Genomic DNA, 20,060 nt, shown 5'->3' with positions numbered 1-20,060 from the left:
TCAAGCCTCCACCAACCCCAGGTCGGTTAGGATACTCAGCGGCAGCAAGCGGTAGCCGTCAAACTCGGCGAATACGGTCATCGGTGCCCCGCCGCTCACGGCAAGCAGGCGGTAAAAGCCGGTAAAGTCAGGCTGCACCGGAAATGCCGCGCCAGCCTCATCCACGAGTAATAGCTCTCCGGATTGCCTGACGGGCCTGACCGCATTCAGGTATACGGGATACTGCAGCAGCCACGGCACTACGGCCAGGGCACGGCGGTAGTTGTCCAGCATGTCCGCAAAGCTATCGTACCCCTTCAAGCCGTTGTAGGGCCTGCCCCCGGCCCGCGGAGTGGGAAAGATCGCCCGCTGGGGATAGCTGCCGGGATAGAAATGGATTTCCCCATCGAAGGAACCGGATAATGGCCACGACTGCTCGAAGGCCATCTCTCCGAAGGCGAAGTCGAGCAACAACGCGAAGCGGCGCGTACGTTCACCCCTGAGCCAGACGCGGCGGTAACGAAGGCGGTCCTCCCGGCCCTCCACCGTGCCCAGCACCAGCCAGTGATCCTGTACCGGGGCGCGCCGAAGCAGTTCGTCCCGTTTGGTATTTACTCCGGCAACCTGGTACAGCTCCTGCCGCCGCTCGTGGGGCAGTTCGTCGTGTTTGCGCCAGGCCCGGACAAAGAGGTAAAGATCGCCGAGGGTACGGGCAATTTCGGCTTCCGTACCGTCGGATCCCAGGGTCGCCAGCCGGCGCAACCTCCCGGCCAGACCGGGTAGCTTGGCGTCGGTCAGGCTGGCCGACGCCGCAAGCCAACTTTCGGTTCCCTGTCCCATGGTGTCGGCGATGCCCCGCCGGGCGATGTCGAGCAGCCGCAACTCGAGCTCATCCACCCCGGCATCCATCAATTCGAGCCGATCGGCAAAGCGGTCGCCGACTTTCTTGACGTCCTTCGCCACCCGCGGTGCTTTAGTTGCCTGGTGTTGTACGGAGCGCACCCAGTCGGGGGGCTGGCCCACCGTGATGCGGTCCGGATTGTTGCCGAGCAGGAGCACGAGGGCCAGTCCGTGGGCGCAGGGTCGGGCGCGGCCGCGACAGGAGCAGTTGAAACGACCCTCTACTACCTGCACCGCCGACTGGATCGGCCGCTTGCCCCCCACGTCAAACTCTCCCCAGATCCACTGTCCGTCGCCCCCCAACAGGCGCCAGCGGCGGCTGTAGAAAAGGCGGCGACCGCTTTCGAGCGATTTGGCGTCGGGGGAGAGTTGCAGGAGGTGGTCTACTGACATGGATCGGAAACCCGGACAAGCACCGGAGCGTTCAATGTAGGAGATACGTGGTAAATGCCCTATCTTTCGTAAAACATTCTCCATGCAGGCCTACCAGTCCAAAGAATTTCGTCGACTGCCCGCGCAGGCGAAGCGGGCCGCCCTGAAGTCGTCCATCGCGGTTCAGGATCCAGACAGCGGCTTCGAGGAAGTCTTCGAGCACGAGGGCAAGCAGTACCGCGCCGTGCCCATCGAGGAGGTGAACCAAGCGATTGAAAAGGTCGAGCGCCCCGCCTAAACATGAATTTCGCGGTCGGTGCCCTCTTTATCGTCCTACTGCTCCTTCCCGGCATCGCCCTCCGTTACGCCTACATCCGCAGCAACTCCATTCGCCGCAGCCTAAACTTTAGCCTGCTGAGCGAGGCAATCATCATGCTCATCACCTCCCTGCTGCTTCACTCAGCGGGGATGGCTGTGGTCCGGTTACTGGGTTCCGATCCTAACCTGCGCCTGATCTATCTTCTCAGTACCGGCGGCGATCTACAAGCTGCGGACTACGCTAATTTCGAAGCCGGCTACCATGGCTTCGTCGTCTACTTGCTGTTACTCTGCGCGGCCGCCGCTACCATCGGCTACTACCTCCAGCAGTGGGTCATCCGGACCGGCTACGAAAAAGACCACAAGGCGCTACAAGTTTTTAACGACTGGGACCGCTACTTCAACGGCTACGTCCTCACCAACGAACAACGGCAGCGCCTGCACTTCATCCGCGTCGATCTGCTGGTCGATGGCGGCGGCAAACTCGTCGTCTACACCGGTGCCCTCGATGCCTACACCCTCAACGGCGAACAGAACATCGACCAGCTGTTCATCAGCAGCGCCATCCGCCGCGACAACCTCAAGATCACCGGTTCCCGCGACCACCCCTGGCAGCCCTCCCCCCACACCACCTACGAGATGAAGGGCGACTACCTCGTCATCCCCTTCAGCCAGGTCAAAAACCTCAACATCGTCTACGTCTACTTCACCGAAGAACCGGCCGCCCCGCCCCCATCTCCATCCTTCCCCCCCACAGGCCAATCCTTCGACCTCGACTAACCGACTAAAAGACTAAAAGACTAACATACTAACGAACTAATCTACTAACCGACTAACAAACTACTTCCTCACTGCAAAAACCGGTGCCCCGTCCGATAAGGAAACACATCCATAATCTCCCCGTCCAGTAATCTGCGTTTAATGTCATTCCAGAAGTCAGCGTCGAAGATCTCCCCGTGCTGCTCCCGCAGGTAAGTGAGGTAGGGCCCGGATCGCATCAGGAAACCGGGAAACTCTTCCGGAAAGATGTCGTGAGGACCAACGTAGTACCAGGGCTGACTGGCCATCTCCTCCTCCGGGGTACGGGGTTCGGGAATGTGGCGGAAGTTGCAGTCGGTCACCAGTTCGATCTCGTCGTAATCGTAAAAGACCACGCGGTTGACGCGGGTAACGCCGAAATTCTTCAGCAGCAGGTCGCCCGGGAAGATATTGGCCGCGGCCAGCTGCTTGATGGCGCGCCCGTAGTCGCGCAGCGCCTTTTGCGCCATGGCTTCATCGGCGGTCTGCAGATAAAGATTAAGGGGGGTCATCTGTTTTTCCACGTAGACATGGGAGATGAGCACGCAATCGTCGCGGATCTCCACCTTCGAAGGGGCGGTTTCCTGCAGTTCCCGCAGGCATTCGGCGCTGAAGCGCTGGAGGGGTAGGGAAAGCTTTTCGAAGAGGTAGCTGTCGGCCATCCGCCCCACGCGATCGTGGCGCTTGACGAGGTCGTAGCGCTCCTTTACGGTAGCGGCGGTGACCTGCTTGGGCGGAGCGAAGTGATCGCGGATTACCTTGAAGACCATATTCATTCCCTGCGTCGTGAATACGTACATGACCATTCCGGCAATGCCGGGGGCGGCCACGAAGGGGTCCAGTTCCGGGTCGGTGTTACTGAAGTACCGCAGTAACTCACGGTAAAACACCGTCTTCCCGTGCTTTTCGAAGCCGATGGCGTTGTACAGTTCGCTCACCCGCTTGCTGGGCATGAAGGTCTGCAGGAAATCGACCATCTCGCTCGGGATGCTGATGTCGGCCAGGAAGTAAGAGCGATGGTAGCTAAAGATACTCACCACCTGATCCGCTTCCAATAATAAGGCGTCGATGAGGATCCCCCGGTTGGCGGGGTGGAGGAGGGGCATAATGAAGGGATGCACCTCGTTGCCCTTCGAGAAACGCCCGACGATGTAGGCCGTTTTATTGCGGTAGAAGACGGCGTGCAGCACCTCGAGTCGGTCGCTCGGGGCCGGACCCCCGTGGGTCTGTATGAATGTTTCCCACCGGTCGGCGACAAGTTCGATGTCACGCTCGCGGTCGTCCCATTCGGCCTCGAAGGGATAATGGTCGAGCACGGCCCGCACCGTTTCACGGAGCGTCCGGTCACCGAGGTCGAGGGTGTGGGTGATCGGTGAGATGCCGCCGTATTCCCGGTAGCTGCCGGTGCGTACGACGAACATCACCTCACGGTCGGCACCGATGCCGTAGGCGTGACGGTAGACCGAATTGAAGAAGGTCTCGGCGATGTTCCGGGTATTGAAGTGGGCGATATCCTCGGCAAAGGCATCACGTACTTTTTTCCAGAAGGCGGGGTCCGCGTGTCGCGCTTCCATCAGTTCGTCGAGCTGACGGGTGGTCTCGGCTACTTCCTCGCGGTACAGGGTGATGCGGCTGCGGGCGTCGGCCTGGGTGCCGTGCCAGTCGCGGGTTTCGAAGCGGATGCGCGCGCGTTTCGTGATCAGCTTAAACCGGTAATAGTAGCTCATGTATCCCGTTAGGATACGGTGCGCCACTTCGTAGTGCAACAGGGCGGGGAACGCGGGAGCAGTGGAAATCATACCCGTTAAGGTAAGTTACCGGACCGATTGCCGCGCCAGTTCCAGGTTGGCCTGGTGGTATTTTTTCATGACGCGGGGAAAGCCGTACCGTTGGAAAAGGGGCTGGGCATCGAAGGAGCGATCGTCGCGGACGCAGGATTCAACTTCGTTGAGGTAGCCGCGCGATTCCTCGATCCGGTGCAGCATTTCCGTGCGGTCGCTGGTGTGATCGCCGTGACCGGTAACCAAGACCTTGATCGGCTCCGTAGCAATCAGGTGCGCCAGTTTATCGAGGGTTTCGCGGTAGTCGGCGAAGGAGTGGTAGACAAATGGGAACTCTACGTTGCTCAAATAATCGCCGACGATGAGAATGCCCCGGCTGCGGTTGAGGGTGATGAGGCCATCGGCGTTGTGGCCGGGCGCCTGATAAAAAGCGTAGGCGTCCTCGCCGATTTTTTGTTCCACCCCGTCTCCGGCGATTGGAAGGTCGATGGTGGGGTAGGAGAGGGGATAGTCCCGGGAGAGGTAGTACTCATCGTCGAAGGCACGGATCTGCTCCATGGTTTCCTCCCCCTGGGGGCTGTTGACGAATGCCGCGGAAGCAAGGGTGGTGTAACCGGGAAATTTGCCGTAGCCGGTGATGTGGTCGTAGTCGGAATGGGTGAAGAGCAGGTAGCACTTCCGGCCCTCGCGGAGGGCTTCGGCCTCGAAGTGAATGTATTCTACCTCCTGCGGCAGCCAGTTCGGATCGACCAGCAACAGGTACTCATCGCCTACCACCAGGGAGGTTACGGTGCGCATGAGGGCACTTTCGTAAAGCCGGAGGGAGGGGGAGTGCAACTGTACGATCATGGCGTAAAGGTCAGGTTAGGTCGGCTATTTTACTGATTAAATAGCTCCTGCGTTCCCGCCCATTTGCTTTTGGTGTCAGCAGCCGTAAAAACGTTGGGCATTGCCCCCCAAGATACCCGCGCGCTCCGCTTCCGATAAGCCCGCGAGTACGTTTTCGACGATCTCTTTGACCTCACTGTAGTCGGCGGCGAGTCGGCACACGGGCCAGTCGGAACCGAACATAAGGCGATCCGGACCGAAGGTGGATAGGGCGTGGTCGATGAAGGGACGGAAGTCGTCGGTTTGCCACTGCCAGTCGGTCGTTTCGGTGACGAGGCCGGAGAGCTTGCAGCTTACGTTGGGGTAGTCGGCCAGGCGGTGGATGCCGTGTGCCCACGCGGGGTCCATTCCGTTGCTGACCTGTGGTTTGGCCAGGTGATCGAGTACGAAGGGCTGGTCGGGAAAGGCACCTACGAGCGCGCTGGCCTCTTCGAGTTGGTGCTGCAGGATGAGGATGTCGTAGGTGAGGTCGAATTCCCGTAGCGCGGCGATGCCCCGTTGAAAATCCGGGTTGAGCATAAAGCCTTCCGGTTCCGCCTGCACCACGTGCCGTACGCCCACGAATTTCGGGTGGTCGGCGAAGCGGGCCAATTGATCGCTTACTTCCGGAGCTCGGAGATCGACCCACCCGACGACGCCGCGAATAAAGTCATGACGGTCGGCCAGTGCGAGCAAAAATTCGGTTTCGCCAAGCGACTGACTGGCCTGCACGGCGACGCAACCTTCAACCCCGTTAGCGGCGAGCACGGGTTCCAGGTCGGCGGGGAGAAAATCCCGGCGGATGGCCGTCATCGTTTCGTCGATCCAGGCGTCCTTTACCGGGTCGTAGTGCCAGAAGTGCTGGTGGGCGTCGAGGGTCATGGCGTCAGAGTTTAAAGATGCGATGCGCGGGTACCCACTTAACGCCCTGCTCCGCGAAGGGAAGTCGCTGCTGGTAGGTGTCCATGAGTGCTTCCCACTCCCGAACTTTGGGGTTGCCGGCATTCATCTCCGCCTGTCGTTCGGGGGAATAGGTATCGTCGGTTTCCATCACCATCACCAGTCGGTTGCCGGCGCGGAAGATCTGCATGTCGGTGATGCCGGCGGCGCGGATGCTGGCCGTGATTTCGGGCCAGGCGTTGCCGGGGGCGTGGTAGCTTTCGTATTCGGCGATGAGCCGGGGATCGTCCTTGAGGTCGCAGAGCAGGTAGTGGGTCATTGCACGATTTTTTCAGGGGCGCGGCGGGGCCGGGGGGGCGGGATCGACGTGGGGAGCGGGGAATTTGGAGTAGACCTGGTGACCGTAAATGGCGACGACCAGAAAGCAGAGCAGCGGCAGCACGAAACTGAAATTCACCTCCGGTACGCCCAGGATGAGGGTGTCAGTGTAGGCCGAACCCCCTACATCGAGAATAAGCCCCTGCAGGGTGGGCATGAGGGCCCCGCCGACGATGGCCATCACGAGGAAGGCCGCGCCGAACTTGGCGTCTTCTCCCTGTCCCTCCAACGCAATGCCGTAGATGGTCGGGAACATAATCGACATGAAGAAGGAAATGCCCACCAGACAGAGCAGACCAACGTAGCCCGTAATGAAGATGGTGAGCAGCGTCATCACCCCCGCGCCGATGGCGAAGTAAAAGAGCAGTTTTCCTCCGGAGATGTAACTGAGTAAGTAGGTACCCACCCAGCGGCCGACCAGGAAGATCACCAGGGCGGCGACGCCGTAAGGAACGGCATCGGCGTTGGAAATACCGATCGATTCGGCGTACTGGTAAATGTAGGTCCAGCACATGATCTGGGCGCCGACGTAAAAGGCCTGGGCGATGACGCCGCCGGCGTAGCGTTCCTGGCGCCACAGTCGCTTGATTGCCGCTCCCATGCCGAGTCCGTCGTCGTGCTCTTCCTTTTCCGGCATGTTGACCACGACGAAGAGCACCAGCATGACGATCACCACCAGTCCGAGAATCACGTAGGGGTTGCGGATGATCGCGAGATCGGTCGTCCGTACCACTGCCTTCGCCGTAGCATCCAGTGCCCCGTATGCTTCCTGTCCGATGCGTTCCACCTCGAGGTTGGAGAGGATGAATTGCTTCGCGACGATGAGTCCGCCGAGGGCGCCGAGAGGATTGAAGGCCTGTGCGAGGTTGAGGCGGCGGGTAGCCGTTTCCTCCGATCCGAGCGACATGATGTAGGGACTTGCCGTCGTTTCCAGAAACGCCAGTCCGAAGGTGAGGATGTAGAGCGACAGCAGGAAAAATCCGTAGCTTTCCATGGAGGCCGCCGGGTAAAAGAGCAGGGCCCCGGTCGCGTAGAGGGCCAGTCCGAGGATGATGCTTTTGCGGTACGAATACTTCTTGGCGAAGATCGCGGCGGGCAGCGCCATGGTGAAGTAGCCGAAGTAGAAGGCGAACTGCACCCAGGAGGCCTGAAAGTTATTGAGCTCCAGCACCTTTTTGAAGGCCGAGACCATCGGGTTGGTGATGTCGTTGGCAAATCCCCAGAGCGCGAACAGCGAGGTGACAATAACGAAGGGCACGAGAACGGAGCGGGCCACCACGGGTGGTCTCGACTGGGACATGTAGAAAAATTTAGGCCTGGGTGAGCAGGGCGCGATCGAGGTGAACGTAGCCGCCGTCGACGAAGACGTGCTGGCCGGTCGTGTGGGAAGCGAGGTCGGAGATGAGGAACAGGGCCGTGTTGGCAATTTCCTCCGGAGTGGTCATCCGGTTTTCGAGGGGAATGCGGTCGGTGATGGACTTCAGTTTAGCCTCGCCATTCTCCAATCCGCGGATCCACGTATCGTAGGCCGGGGTATAGCTTTCGGCGATGATGATGGCATTTGAGCGCATCCCGTACTTCACGAAGTCGACGGCCCATTCGCGGGTGAGGGCGAGCACGCCCCCCTTCGCCGCGGCGTAGCCGGAGGTGTTGCCCTGCCCAGTATAGCCGACCTTGGAGCCGATGTTGAGCACGTTGCCCTTGCTTTCCTTCAGGTAAGGAAAACAGTGCTTGACCAGCAGCCAGTAACTGACCATATTGAGTTTGAGGCTGTACATGAAGTCGTCGAGGCTGCCCTCCAGGCTCACGCCGTCGTTGACGCCGACGTTATTGATCACGGCGTCGATGCGTCCGTACTTATCGGCGATCTGCTGCACCGCGGCTGCCATCTGCTCCGGCTCGGTCACGTCCGTCTGGGCGAAGTGGGCATCGATGCCCTGGGCCTGCAACTCCTCCACGTAGCCGAAGCCGCGGGCGTTGCGGTCCACGACGGCGGGTATGGCACCCTCGCGGGCCAGGGCCCGCAGCATGACCTCGCCGATGCTGCCGGGGTGGCCGGCGGCTCCGGAGATGACGACGACTTTATCCTTTAATCCGAGGTCCATATTATTCCATTTCGAGTTTGACTACCGTGGCGATCTCGTCGAAGGTTACGCCGGCAGGAATGACAATGTAGTTATCGTGGACGTCGAAGGCAAACTCGAGCTCGGTATCGGTACCCAGTATCGTCACCCGCTTTACCGGCGTTTTTGGGGGAAAATCGATCGCGCCGAGGCCATCCAGTTCTACTTCCCCCGGTTCGGGAGCACCGAGGAAGATGGCGTAGATCGCCTTGTGGTCCTTCGATTCGGTGTAGCGCACGTCGGAGGCGGAGTACTTGATCGTTGCGGTCTGCCCCCCGAAGCGATTCTCCTCAGTTTTGGCGCTTCCGAACCCGTACTTCGAGCGGGGGCGGGTACCGTAAATGGCTTCCCCGTATTTTTTTAGCCAGTCGCCCATGGTGTGTAGCACGTCCTTTTGCTCCTGGGGGATGCTGCCGTCGGCGCGGGGGGAGATGTTGAGTAGCACGACACCGTTTTTGGATACCACGTCGATAAAGTTTCTCAGCACCAGGGCGGGGTCCTTGTAGGTCTGGCCTTCCACGTAGCTCCAGGATTGATTACTCAGGGTGATGTCGGTAAGCCAGACGCGTTCAGATACGTCGGTTTTTCCGCCTTGCTCGATGTCGAGAACGCTCACCTCGATGGGCAGGTCGTCTTTCTTGTGCGCGATCACGACCTCCTGGTTGCGTGCCGTGGCGTGGTTGAAATAGTAAGCAACAAACTCCTTACGGTACTGCTCGGGGATCAGGTTGAGCCAGACGTCGAACCAGATGATGTCCGGGTCGTACTGGTCGATCACTTCCTCGAGCTGCCCGAGCCAGTAGGGGTACCACTCCTTTTCCGGTACGTTGCCGTAGAGCCAGCGGAGCTTCGGGTCCTCGGTGGCGGTCGCGTAGGCGGGATTGTAGGGGTAGTGGCTCGACCAGCCGGCCCAGTGTTCCCGGTCGGCGGCGTTGCGCTGTAGGTTGCGGGCGTGGTGGAAGGAAGTGATCACCTTCATGTCGCGCTTGCGCAGGGCCTTTACCAGCTCACCGGTGATGTCGCGCTTGGGTCCCATGTCGGCGGCGTTCCAGGGATTGAGTTCACTGTCCCACATTGCAAAGCCGTCGTGGTGCTGGGCGACCGGGCCGCCCCAGCGCGCGCCGGCATCCTGCATAAGCTGGGCCCATTCCTCCGCGTCGAACTTTTCGGCGGTGAACTGAGGGATAAAATCGTGGTATCCGAATTCAGACTGATCGCCGTACGTCCGCTTGTGGTGCTCGAATTCCTTGCTGCCCTCCACGTACATATTGCGGGGGTACCATTCGCTCCCGAAGGCCGGTACGTTGTAGGGCCCCCAGTGTGCGTAAATGCCGAGCTTGGAGTCCGCGAACCAGTCGGGCGACTCGTTATACTTTTCCAGCGATTCCCAGTCGGCGGTGTAGGTTGGCTGACTCGGGCTGGCACCGCGGTTGACCACGGCGGCGGAACTCGACTCCGCACAGCCGTACAGGAAGAGTAAACCGAGCAGCGGCAGGAAGAGGGGGATCAATATTCTATACATGGTGCTGTGATTTTTGGTAGCGATAATTTCCCGCCGCTTAGGCGTCCCAGTTGGCGTCGATGAGGCGCTGGAGGTCCGGTGCGTCTTGGTCGGTTTCGTTAAGGTCGGTGCGGAGTTGTTTCAGCTGGACCTTCAACTCCCGAATGGTTTCGGTGTAGGCCGGGTCGCCGTAACGGTTGAAGCTTTCGTAAGGGTCCTTGGAGAGGTCGTAGAATTCCCAGGCCACGGGGGTCGGACGGATCTTGTAGGATTCGTCTATCCACGACATCGATTGGCGACCGACCTCCTCCTGCCGGTAAGGCTGGCTGTAGTAAAAGATCAGCTTGTACTTTTTGGTCCGCACGCCGAAGTGGGCCGGCACGTCGTGGTGGGTGAGGTGCATCCAGTAGCGGTAGTAGGTGGCGGTGCGCCAGTCGGCGGGCTCGCTGCCGTCGATGTACCGCGCAAAGCTCTTTCCCTGCATGTAGTTGGGGGTGGTGCCGCCGGCCCATTCGATCAGCGTCGGGGCGAAGTCGGTGTTGTTGATTAACAGGTCGGACGTTGCTCCCGCGCCCCCGCCCGGATGGCGCACGATGAAGGGCATGCGCATGCTTTCCTCGTACATCCAGCGCTTGTCGATGTAGTCGTGCTCGCCGAGCATCATGCCCTGATCGCCGGTGTAAACGATGAGGGTGTTCTCCCAGAGTCCCTCGGCCTTCAGGTAGTCGAAGAGGCGTTTGAGGTTGTCGTCGACCCCCTTTACGCAGCGCAGGTAGTTCTTCAGGTACTGCTGGTAGCCGGCGCTGGTGGCAGCGTCGCGGGGCTCAATGGCGATGCCGTACTGGTCGACGTAATTGCGGTAGGTGTGGCGGTCGCTGACCGAGGTTCCGATCTCGTGGATCAGGCTGTCGTGGCTGCCGCGGGTCGCTTCGGAGCCGAAGCCGGGTTCGTTGCGGGGATACAGGTTGGCGGGCTCCGGGATGTAGGTGTCCTCGAGGTAGTCGGCGTAGCGGGGCGCAAACTCGAAGTCGTCGTGGGGCGCCTTGTAGTGGTGCATCAGGAAGAAGGGCTGCTGCTTGTCGCGCTTGCTCTTCAGCCAGTCGAGGGTGATGTCGGTGATCACGTCGCTGGAGTGGCCCTCGTAGGAGACCATGTTGTCGGGCCACTGGCCGGCCGTACTGCTGCGGAATTCCGGATCGAAGTAGCGTCCCTGGCTTTCCAGTACCTGGTAGTAGTCGTAGGCGGCGGGTTCGGCCTTCAGGTGCCACTTGCCGATCATGGCGGTTTGGTAGCCCAGTTTTTTCATTTCCAGGGGCAGGTACTGCCGCGCGGGGGGCAGGGTGTCGTCGAGAATGCGGATGCCGTTGGTCTGGCTGTACTGTCCCGTCATGATGTTGCCGCGGGAGGGAGTGCAAATCGAATTGGTGCAGAACACACTGGTGAACAGGGTTCCCTCCCGGGCCAGGGCATCGAGGTTGGGCGTCGGATTCAGGGGGGCCAGCCGACTACCGTAGGCACCGACGGCCTGGGTCGTGTGGTCGTCCGACATGATGTAGATAATGTTCAGCGGAGCCGCCCCCGGGGTCACGGAAGTAGCCGCCGTAGCGGTGTTGCACCGGTGCAGAGTAAATGCCGCTAGTAGGCACAGCAGGAGGGTGAGAGTTCTCACAGGTGGATGAATTTTTGGGTATAGGCCCGGCTGCCGTTGGTGATCCGACAGAGATAGAGCCCCGGTGAAAAGCCCGACAGATCGATGGAAACCGGAGAGCTTGCGCCCGGCAGTAACTCCTGAAAAAGCAGTTTGCCGTTCAGGTCGAAGAGATCGATCCGGGTTGCCGTAGGTAGGTTGTGCGTAATGAAAATCACGTCTCTAGCAGGATTTGGGCCCAGCCGGAACACGAATTCGTCGGTCGGGTCATGCGTGGCTACCGTTCCTGCATCCCCGCGGATGATGAGCAGCAGGCTGTCGGTGCCGTCGGCGGCCGTAAGCATCTCGGTGTGAAAGGCGAAGTCCGATCCGTTGTCATTGCCGTTGTTGCGGTGCACATAGCGGTAAAAACTGCCGTCCTTCCTTACTTCCAGGTGCTGGTTTGCGGCAATATTCTTCAGGGTGTTGACTGCTTTACCCGGCCACCGAATTACGATGCTGTCGACCGTGGTAGCGGCACCCAGCCCGAAGTGGAGGGGCACGTTAGACTGCGACAGGTAGCTGCTGCCGCCGTCGATCTCGCGCAGAAGGGGAGTACCATCGACGTACGCCGTCACCTTGCCCTCATAATTTTGTGGGTCTTGCAGGCGCACGGTGAGCCAATTCCCTGGGGCGGTATCGTTGCGGTAGAGCAGGGCGGGATCGGCCGCTGTAGCCGAGGGGGAGACGACGTTGATCGCAATATCCACGTCGCCGTCCAGATCGTAATCAGCCGCCGCCAGACCCCGACCGCGGGTTACGCTGGTAAAACCGGCTGCGTCAGATACGTCGGTAAATTTTCGGTCCGCCGAGCCACGGTACAGCACATCGGCTTGCTCTAGCTCACCGTTTTCTACGATCTGTCCGTTGGCGATGGCCAGGTCCGGATAGCCGTCGTTATCGAAGTCCGCGAAGGCGGCCCCCCAGCTCGTCCGTTCGGCAAGACTGGTGCCGGTCCGGCTGCTCTGAAACGCAAAGTATTCACCCGCATCCAGGTTTTCGTACAGCAGGTTATCGCGGATGTTGGTGATGTAGTAGTCGAGGTCCCCGTCACGGTCGTAGTCGCCCACCGCGATACCCATTGCATTCACGGTCGCGTCCATTCCAATGCGGGCGGCGGCGCGCGGGTGCAAAGGAGATTCGTTGAGCAATACTTCGTTGGCACTGACCAGGTAGCCGTAGTCGTTGGCGATGAGCAGGTCCCGGTCTCCGTCGTCGTCGAGGTCGGTGAAGACGGCACCCAGGCCGCAGCCCCGGTCGTCCAGCCCGAGCGCGGCGGCCTGTTCGGTAAACTGAAAGTTGCCCTCGTTACGGTAGTAGAAGTTGGGAAGACCGCCGTCGCGCGGTTCCGCGGTAGCCAGGTAGTTGGCGACATAGATGTCGGGCAGGCCGTCGCCGTCGAGGTCTCCAATGGTCGCGGCGGTAGAGTAAGAGGCTTGCGTAATTCCACTGCGCGCGTGCACTTCGGTAAACCGCCCGTCTCCTTCGTTGCGGAAGAGTAAGTTGGGTTCTCCGGCGTCGGTGGTGACGAACAGGTCCTGGTCGCCGTCGCCGTCGAGGTCTCCGCTCACGGCGCCTATTGACCGCCCGCCCCGGTGCAGGCCCGCCCGCACGGTCACGTCGGTGAAGGTGCCGTCCCAGTTGTTGCGGTACAGGTGGTTGTTGCCGCCCCCGCCGGTGAGGAAGAGGTCGGGGTAGCGGTCGCCGTTGTAGTCGAACCACACAACGCCGCCGGAGATCAGGTGTGGATCGTGGGTACGGTGACGCACCCCGGCCGCCGCCGCCACCTCGGTAAAGGACTGACCGCAGAGCGACAGACTCAGCACTACCGGGATGACGACGAGTATTCTCATTTGGCGGGATTGAGCATGGTCAGGTCAAGGGGGTCGTCCATCTCCCGCTGAAGCTCCAGCAGATCGGAAAACATCGTTTCCACCCGTTCGCGCTGGGTGGGGTCGCCGGCCAGATCGTTAATTTCCTCGGGGTCCGCCGTAAGGTCGAAAAGCAGGATTTTCTCCGCCCGGGGGTAGACGATCAGCTTGTAGCCGTCCTTGCGGATCATGCGCTGGGTCTTGGTGTAGGCCCCGTAGATGGCGGGGTAGCTGCTTTCTTCCCCCTCGATCAGCGGTAGTACGGAATTGAATTCTACGTAGTCGGGGCGCTCGATGCCGGCCACGTCGAGTGCCGTTGCCATGGCGTCCTGGAGGTAGATGTCTTCATCGATTCGTTTCCCCGCGGGAATGCCCGGCCCGGCGATAATGAAGGGCACCCGGATGCTGTGATCGTAGAGGTTCTGCTTGCCGATGAGTCCGTGGTTTCCGACGGCCAGCCCGTGGTCGGAGGTGTAGATGATGATGGTCCGCTCGGCCTCTCCACTTTCCTCCAGGGCATCGAGCACGCGGCCGATCTGCTCGTCGAGGTGGGTTATGAGGGCGTAATATTCACTCCGGTGCGTCCGCACGGCGTAGGGGGTGCGGGGAAAGGGGGCAAGGGCCTCATCGCGTAGGGCAGGGCCTGCACCCATAGCCATTCGGTCCGGGTCGAGGGGGCGGAAGGAGGCCGGCAGGGCCATACTGTCCACGGGGTACATATCCTGGAATCGCTGCGGGGCCTGGCGGGGATCGTGGGGGGCATTAAACGCGACGTACAGAAAGTCAGGGCGTGGATCCGTAGGGATGGATTCGATGAAGGTGAGGACCTCATCAGCCACCACTTCGCTCCAGTGCCGTCCTTCCTTCCAGAAGCCGCCGCGGGCGGTGTCAGTAGGGCTCCAACTCCGGTCATCGGGGCCTAGAGGCCGGTTGTAGCCGACGGGCATGATGGTTGCGGGGTCGCCGTCGCCAAGTTCTTTAAAGGCCTTACCCATGCCGGCGTGGCCCCAGGCATCTTCGGGCATACCCGCCCGTATGGTTCCGGTCCGTTCGAAGAATTCGTTGGCCGGGGCATCGATGTGCCACTTGCCGGTCATGTAGGTTGCGTAGCCGGCGTCGGCCATCAGTGGGCCCCAGCTCTGTTGAAATGCGGTGGAATCTCCGCTTATCCATCCCTGTCGGAATTGGTCGGCGTGCCAGACGCTGCGCCCGCAGTTGAGCATGGCCCGGGAGGCCAGGCAGACGGCACCGTTCCAGGCACCCATGTTGTAGGCGTGGGTAAAGGTGGTCCCGCTGTTTACGAGCCGGTCGAGGTTGGGGGTGTGGATCGTTGTACTTCCGAGGGCACCGACGGTACTGAAGGTCTGATCGTCGGAGAAAATAAACAGGACGTTGTACTTTTTTTCGTCTCCTGACGTCTCCGCCGTCTCACCGCACGCCCAGAAGAGGCAGCAGCACAGTAAACCGGCGAAGGGGAGAAATTTGCGGAACATGGTTGCTGAATTATCGATGAAAAGGAGGTCCGTAGGTCGGCTTGCGCCAACCTACGGCGACTCGTAAAACTATCGATCTATGTAAACATGCAATATTCGTGGACTTAGAATCCGGAGGGGGTCGGGTAGGCGATCGTAGGTTCGCCGTGGCTGCTGGTCATAGTGAAATTTGCGGCGTCGGCCGGGTTTTCCAGTAGTACGACCATGCGAACCTTGGGGAAGCGACCGGGCGTGCTGTCGAGGGTCACCACCTTTCCACCTTCACTAAGACTCGTCACAACGGGGGTGTCCGGATGATCGGGAGCCGAGGTCTGGAGCACCCGCACGGGATGACTGAACGTATAGGTGGTGCCGGCGGGGCCCATGTTGTACAGTTCGAGGGCGATGGCCCGTAGGTCACTGAAGCTGGCACCGTCCTTCGGCGTTACTTGTAGGGTGAGGGCAGTGGGACCGACCTCGGTGGTCAGCACGTAATAGTTCGGATCGGTCGGGTGAAGCAAGCTGATGGCACCATTGGCCTGGAAGCCGCCCCTCACGTCCGCGGTCGTCCATTCGAAGGTCTTTCCGTCGACCACTACGTCCCGCGTTCCGTTGGCGGTGCTGTAGTCTACCGGCACCCAGTTGTAGGCACCGTAGTAGGTTACTTCGTACTCGTCCAGGTCGGAAACGATCGCACCGCTCCCAAATCCGAGGGTGCCGTCGCTGTACGACAGTTTGTAAGTTTCATCTTCGACGAGCGAGCCCGCGGCAAGGTTCAGGACAAGGGTGTTGTCGCTGGCCTCCAGTGAGTTGATGGTCACCGAACTTCCGTCGCCCGCCGTGAGGCTGAGTTTGTCTACATCCGCCGCGTCGGGGGGCGTTAAGGACTCCGAAAACGTGAGCATCAGTTTACTGCCGTCCTCGTTGAATTCCACTTTATTCGGCGCGATCCGCAGGGCGGACACGATCTGAATGAAGTCTTCCTTCACGACAGTGACCCTTGAATTGGTCGACCTTCTGATCACGGTAAGCGATACGTCGTAATTCCCAAGTTCATCGTAGACCACGCTCGGGTTGTTGCCGATGATCGTGTCGCTCGATACCCCCTCAAAGACCCACTTGTAGATCACGTTCGAATCGATCATCGTGGGCGGAATATCACCGACCCCCTGGGTCTCGTTCGTGAAGTCGATCCTGGTGCCGGGCAGGGCCTCGACGGCGCTCGCCCGAAAGCCGGGTACGATAGATGCGACCACCGTGACTTCCAGCGTCCGCGTCTGGGTGGTGCCGTCCGCAAAAGTGGTGGTGACCGTTGGGTAGTACGTGCCGGTCGAGTCATACCGCACGGTCGGCGTCAGATCCGTCGACGTTTCGGGCGATCCCCCGGGAAAGGTCCAGATACGGCTGCTGGCGTCAATCGAGCTGTCTTGGAAAGTGATGCTGTTGCCCTCCTCTACGGTCAGGACGTCTGCCTTAATGATGAAGGTGACCGGGCGGAAGTTATTGAAGTCGTCGTCTTCCAGGCAGGAGGATAGCGAAAGGATGAACACGGCCAACAGACCGATAATCAAATGGGCGGATCGAAGGGGTGCAGTTGATTTCATGTAGACCTGTACTTAGGAGTGAGGCAGACCGCAGGTAGGATTAGGGCGGCTTGCATGATCGATGGTAAATGTCACCATCCACTTCCTCAGGTCACGCAACAGATGTTGCAAAGACTAGCACTCATGGCCAAAACCGCTGAAACTCCCTATTTTCCTACCTTCTGCCCACTCCCGGAGGGGGTCAATAACCGTAGTTCACCGCCGTTCTCAGCCACTAATAACCCAACTCTTCCCGCTTCCCCCAGTTGAATGGCCCGCAAATCCTTCACGTTGCCGTAAAGCGACAGGCCGGAAGCGGTCGGCGGCAAGGCTACGAGTTCCCCCGCCGGTCTCCGCACCATCACCGTTCCCAGTCCGGCATCGGCGCGGGTGGTCTCGATCTCCACTTCGTACTTATTCCCCGCGGTGACAATTTCGGAGGTTCCGTCGCCGTCGAGGTCCACAACTACGATTCCGTTGATCACCGAAAACTGGGCTTCCACGGGCAGCCGTTGCGGGGTCAGGCCGCCCCGACCGTCGTTGACCAATACCACACTGGCAAACTCCTTGGCCTCGTAGCGCAGCGCACTTTCGGTCTTGCCGTCGAGAATTTCGGAAAGGTCCGCGTGGGCAAAGGCCTCGTAGGTCGGAAACCGCTCCGCAATGGCGGGAATCTGCTGGGAGGAGCATTCCCGGCCGCGCACGGGCACCAGGGTCTCGTCGTTCTCCTTGGCCAAAAAAATGTCGTTGCTGCCGTTTTCGTCAAAGTCGCTGGCAAAGACCAAAAAGGGGTGCTCCGGACTGGCGTGAAATTTATAGTTCAGTCCCAGGTTGCCGACCAGGTAGTCGGTGTCGCCGTCCCCATCGTAATCCGCCGCGACAATTTTGTTCCACCAACCGCTCGTGCCCTCCAGGCCGTACCGCTCGGTGACGTTGACGTAGCCGCCACCCCCGTCCGAAAACACGGTGATTGGCATCCATTCACCCACCACGATCAATTCCGCACGCCCGTCTCCGTCGAGATCGCTCCAGACGGCCGAGCTCACCATACCGATGTCGGCCAGTTTGGGGGCCCGTTCGGCGGTGACGTCGACAAACTTTCCGTTCCGGTTCTCTAGTAAGTAGCTGCGCGGCGCGGCGGGGTAGCGGGCCGGTACCAGGCGGCCGCCGACAAACAGGTCGAGGTCGCCGTCGCCATCCATATCGTAGGGGACGGCGCACGATCCGCTGCTGCTGATCTCGGGCAGCGCGTCCGACTTACTGAACTTTCCGCTGCCGTCGTTCAGGTACAGCCGGTCCTGAAAATCCGGGGACCCCTCCGGAAATTCACTGCCGCCGCTGACGACGTAGAGGTCCTGATCCCCGTCTCCGTCCGCATCAAAAAAACTTGCCCCTACGTCCTCCGAATTTGCGTCCGGTCCCCCGGGGTAGCTCGTTTCTTCGAAGCTGCCGTCGGCTTGCTGCAGGTAAAGTCGCCCGGCAAAGCGCTTGGCGCCGCCCACGTAAAAGTCTTCCAGCCCGTCCCCGTCCACATCCGCTACGGCCAGCGCCGGGCCCTGCTGCGAAAGCGCGTGCGGCAGCAGGATCTGACTCCGGTAGTCGTCAAATTCATTCTCCTCGTGCACGATCGGCGTGCCGAACCGTTCCGCCGTAACGTCCACCAGCAACGGCTCTGTTTTGGGCGGGGACGCAGGTTCAGTGACGGCAGAACGGTAAGCTATTTCCAGCGTCTGATTGGGGGCGGGAGCAGTGATGGTTTGCTGTTTTCCGTCGGGCCACCGGATCAATAGCTCACCAATCTCCTTATCCTCACCCAGGCCGAAGTGCAGGATCGGCTCTACCGAAGAGAGGTAGCCCCGCACGGTCCGCATTTCCTGGTACTGGATCTTTTCGCCGCTGCGCAGGGTAACCGTCGCTCCGATCCCGAAGCGGTTGCCGTCCGGGCCGGCCAGGGATACCCGCAGAAAGTTGCTCCCCGTGCGTTCGTTTTCGTAGAGGAAGGCCTCCGCTTCCAGGTTATTCACGACCAGGTCGAGGTCCCCGTCGTTGTCGAGGTCTCCGTAGGCGGCACCGTTGGAGAAGGTCTCTTCGCTCAGTCCCCACTGCTCGGCGACGGAGGTGAAGGTCAGGTCGCCGTTGTTGTCGAACAGGTAATTTTGCTGGGGGGCGGACCGGAAAAGATTGATGACGTGGGCGGCATTTTCCTCGTCCGTCCGGTTCGCTCGTTCCTCGCTCTGCAGGTAGGCCCGAAATTCCGCATTTCCGTCCTTGTCGGCAACATCGCGGCGGTAGCCGTTGGTGATGAAGATCTCCTTCCAGCCGTCGTTGTCGTAGTCCGCACCCAGGCAGGCCCAGCTCCAGTCTGATTTAGCGATGCCCGCCAGCTGGCCGATCTCACTGAAACGGCCGTTGCCCCGGTTGAGCTGGAGGGTATTGTGCATATACTGATCGTGGAAGCCGCTGGCCATGATGGTGCGGTACATCTCGACGTTCATGCTCGCCATGGTGGTCTTCGAGCGCACGTAGTCTTCCGGCGACATGTCGAGCTGGATGATGTCTTCCAGCCCGTCGTTGTTGAGGTCGCTGACGTCGATGCCCATCCCGTAAAAACTGGTGTGGTTGGTGTACTCCGCGATGCGCTCGCGGAAGGTGCCGTCGCCCTGATTCTCGTAGAGGTAGTCGCTTTCGAGGTAGTCGTTGGAGACGAGGATGTCCTGGTAGCCGTCCTGGTTGACGTCGGCCGTCACCAGTCCCAGTCCATAGCCGAAGTTGCCGCTGATGCCGGCCTGTTCGGTGACGTTAACGAACCGGCCGCCGTCGTTGCGGTAGAGTTGGTCGCTGTAGGCGGGGTCCTGCGCTTGCTTTGCCTTCAGCACCTCGGTGTAGGGGATAAAGTAGGTATCGGGGCGGTTGGTGATGTAGGCGTCCAGGTCGTTGTCGTTATCGTAGTCGAAGAAGACGGCCTGCAGAGAGTAGCCGGCGTCGTCCAGCCCGAGTTCCGCGGCGGCTTCCCGGAATTGGCCGCTGCCGTCGTTGAGGTAGAGGAGGTTGCGGCGGTCCGCCTCCGGGCTATTGTCCTTCGAGCCTCCCCGGCATACGTAAATATCGAGGTGGCCGTCGCCGTTCACGTCCGCCATGACCGTGCCGTTGTCCCATCCGCCGGCTCCTGCGACCCCGCCCCGTTGGGTGACGTCCTCAAACCGCAGGTTACCCAAGTTTTTGTAAAGGCGGTTGTCGGTTTCGTTGGCGGTGAAGTAGATGTCGCTCAGTCCGTCGCCGTCGATGTCTCCGATGGCCACACCGCCGCCGTTGTACACGTACTGGAAGCGGGCGAAGAAGTTAGTGAAATTTTCCTCGACGTGATTGACGAAATCAATACCGCTTTCGGAGGGGGAGCGGCGGGAAAAGGTAGTGGCGGGTGCCGTCTCGCGGTCCGGTACCGGTGCCTGATCGGGCTGATCGGCCTGGCAGGCGGTGAGCAGAAACAGCAGCAGGTAAGTGGCGCGGGTAAGCATGGATGTGGATCGACT

General features: G+C 60.4%; 15 protein-coding genes. 2 read left to right on the top strand and 13 right to left on the bottom strand.

The genetic code is table 11. The features are described 5' to 3' along the window. Window positions 1-1,272, bottom strand: coding sequence for a hypothetical protein (locus GGR28_RS06215; RefSeq protein WP_183494877.1), 1,272 nt, complete (start codon window positions 1,270-1,272; stop codon window positions 1-3). Between the two features lie 82 nt (window positions 1,273-1,354). Here GGR28_RS06215 and GGR28_RS06210 point away from each other — a divergent pair, with 82 nt between their 5' ends. Together GGR28_RS06210 and GGR28_RS06205 are read left to right on the top strand one after the other, a co-directional pair. Beyond that, window positions 1,355-1,549, top strand: a complete 195-nt coding sequence (locus tag GGR28_RS06210) for a hypothetical protein (protein ID WP_183494876.1) — start codon at window positions 1,355-1,357, stop codon at window positions 1,547-1,549. Window positions 1,550-1,551: 2 nt separating this feature from the next. Beyond that, window positions 1,552-2,349 carry a DUF6338 family protein gene (locus GGR28_RS06205; RefSeq protein ID WP_183494875.1) on the top strand — a complete coding sequence of 266 codons (798 nt, stop codon included), beginning with the start codon at window positions 1,552-1,554 and terminating at the stop codon, window positions 2,347-2,349. Between the two features lie 68 nt (window positions 2,350-2,417). On the opposite strand, the gene aceK is transcribed toward GGR28_RS06205, so the two are convergent. The 12 genes from aceK to GGR28_RS06145 form a co-directional block, all read right to left on the bottom strand. Continuing rightward, window positions 2,418-4,166, bottom strand: a complete 1,749-nt coding sequence (gene aceK, locus GGR28_RS06200; protein ID WP_183494874.1) for a bifunctional isocitrate dehydrogenase kinase/phosphatase — start codon at window positions 4,164-4,166, stop codon at window positions 2,418-2,420. A gap of 15 nt (window positions 4,167-4,181) precedes the next feature. Then, window positions 4,182-4,997, bottom strand: coding sequence for an MBL fold metallo-hydrolase (locus GGR28_RS06195; protein ID WP_183494873.1), 816 nt, complete (start codon window positions 4,995-4,997; stop codon window positions 4,182-4,184). 75 nt (window positions 4,998-5,072) lie between these two features. Next, the gene (locus GGR28_RS06190) at window positions 5,073-5,897 is read right to left on the bottom strand and encodes an amidohydrolase family protein (protein ID WP_183494872.1); all 825 of its coding nucleotides are present in this window, start codon (window positions 5,895-5,897) and stop codon (window positions 5,073-5,075) included. Between the two features lie 4 nt (window positions 5,898-5,901). Beyond that, window positions 5,902-6,234: an L-rhamnose mutarotase gene (locus GGR28_RS06185; RefSeq protein ID WP_183494871.1), complete on the bottom strand. Its 333-nt coding sequence runs from the start codon at window positions 6,232-6,234 to the stop codon at window positions 5,902-5,904. Window positions 6,235-6,246: 12 nt separating this feature from the next. Beyond that, entirely contained in the window at window positions 6,247-7,593 is a 1,347-nt protein-coding gene (gene fucP, locus GGR28_RS06180) for an L-fucose:H+ symporter permease (protein ID WP_183494870.1), read from the bottom strand. Window positions 7,594-7,603: 10 nt separating this feature from the next. After that, the gene (locus GGR28_RS06175; protein WP_183494869.1) at window positions 7,604-8,398 is read right to left on the bottom strand and encodes an SDR family oxidoreductase; all 795 of its coding nucleotides are present in this window, start codon (window positions 8,396-8,398) and stop codon (window positions 7,604-7,606) included. 1 nt (window position 8,399) lies between these two features. Next, window positions 8,400-9,938: an alpha-L-fucosidase gene (locus GGR28_RS06170; RefSeq protein ID WP_183494868.1), complete on the bottom strand. Its 1,539-nt coding sequence runs from the start codon at window positions 9,936-9,938 to the stop codon at window positions 8,400-8,402. Window positions 9,939-9,975: 37 nt separating this feature from the next. Beyond that, window positions 9,976-11,586 carry a sulfatase family protein gene (locus GGR28_RS06165; RefSeq protein ID WP_319936707.1) on the bottom strand — a complete coding sequence of 537 codons (1,611 nt, stop codon included), beginning with the start codon at window positions 11,584-11,586 and terminating at the stop codon, window positions 9,976-9,978. Further along, entirely contained in the window at window positions 11,583-13,457 is a 1,875-nt protein-coding gene (locus GGR28_RS06160; protein WP_183494867.1) for an FG-GAP-like repeat-containing protein, read from the bottom strand. The genes GGR28_RS06165 and GGR28_RS06160 overlap by 4 nt, the downstream gene beginning before the upstream one ends. Next, window positions 13,454-14,968, bottom strand: a complete 1,515-nt coding sequence (locus tag GGR28_RS06155; RefSeq protein WP_183494866.1) for a sulfatase-like hydrolase/transferase — start codon at window positions 14,966-14,968, stop codon at window positions 13,454-13,456. Before GGR28_RS06155 ends, GGR28_RS06160 begins: the two co-directional genes overlap by 4 nt. Before the next feature lie 104 nt (window positions 14,969-15,072). Further along, complete coding sequence (locus GGR28_RS06150; RefSeq protein WP_183494865.1) at window positions 15,073-16,551, bottom strand: hypothetical protein; 1,479 nt, start codon at window positions 16,549-16,551, stop codon at window positions 15,073-15,075. A 146-nt stretch (window positions 16,552-16,697) separates the two neighbouring features. After that, the gene (locus tag GGR28_RS06145) at window positions 16,698-20,045 is read right to left on the bottom strand and encodes an FG-GAP-like repeat-containing protein (protein WP_183494864.1); all 3,348 of its coding nucleotides are present in this window, start codon (window positions 20,043-20,045) and stop codon (window positions 16,698-16,700) included. Between the last annotated feature and the right edge of the window lie 15 nt (window positions 20,046-20,060).

This window comes from Neolewinella aquimaris, assembly GCF_014197245.1.
GTDB lineage: Bacteria > Bacteroidota > Bacteroidia > Chitinophagales > Saprospiraceae > Neolewinella > Neolewinella aquimaris.
The sequence above is the reverse complement of the archived record's forward strand: the minus strand, read 5'-3'. Positions and strand labels throughout refer to the sequence as shown.

Excerpts from the sequence above, each read along its gene's own strand:
- GGR28_RS06195 (WP_183494873.1), bottom strand. The coding sequence starts at position 4,997 with ATGATCGTACAGTTGCACTCCCCCTCCCTCCGGCTTTACGAAAGTGCC.
- GGR28_RS06205 (WP_183494875.1), top strand. The coding sequence starts at position 1,552 with ATGAATTTCGCGGTCGGTGCCCTCTTTATCGTCCTACTGCTCCTTCCC.
- GGR28_RS06160 (WP_183494867.1), bottom strand. The coding sequence starts at position 13,457 with ATGAGAATACTCGTCGTCATCCCGGTAGTGCTGAGTCTGTCGCTCTGC.
- GGR28_RS06175 (WP_183494869.1), bottom strand. The coding sequence starts at position 8,398 with ATGGACCTCGGATTAAAGGATAAAGTCGTCGTCATCTCCGGAGCCGCC.
- GGR28_RS06170 (WP_183494868.1), bottom strand. The coding sequence starts at position 9,938 with ATGTATAGAATATTGATCCCCCTCTTCCTGCCGCTGCTCGGTTTACTC.
- GGR28_RS06210 (WP_183494876.1), top strand. The coding sequence starts at position 1,355 with ATGCAGGCCTACCAGTCCAAAGAATTTCGTCGACTGCCCGCGCAGGCG.
- GGR28_RS06215 (WP_183494877.1), bottom strand. The coding sequence starts at position 1,272 with ATGTCAGTAGACCACCTCCTGCAACTCTCCCCCGACGCCAAATCGCTC.
- GGR28_RS06145 (WP_183494864.1), bottom strand. The coding sequence starts at position 20,045 with ATGCTTACCCGCGCCACTTACCTGCTGCTGTTTCTGCTCACCGCCTGC.
- GGR28_RS06150 (WP_183494865.1), bottom strand. The coding sequence starts at position 16,551 with ATGAAATCAACTGCACCCCTTCGATCCGCCCATTTGATTATCGGTCTG.
- fucP (WP_183494870.1), bottom strand. The coding sequence starts at position 7,593 with ATGTCCCAGTCGAGACCACCCGTGGTGGCCCGCTCCGTTCTCGTGCCC.
- GGR28_RS06190 (WP_183494872.1), bottom strand. The coding sequence starts at position 5,897 with ATGACCCTCGACGCCCACCAGCACTTCTGGCACTACGACCCGGTAAAG.
- GGR28_RS06185 (WP_183494871.1), bottom strand. The coding sequence starts at position 6,234 with ATGACCCACTACCTGCTCTGCGACCTCAAGGACGATCCCCGGCTCATC.
- aceK (WP_183494874.1), bottom strand. The coding sequence starts at position 4,166 with ATGATTTCCACTGCTCCCGCGTTCCCCGCCCTGTTGCACTACGAAGTG.
- GGR28_RS06155 (WP_183494866.1), bottom strand. The coding sequence starts at position 14,968 with ATGTTCCGCAAATTTCTCCCCTTCGCCGGTTTACTGTGCTGCTGCCTC.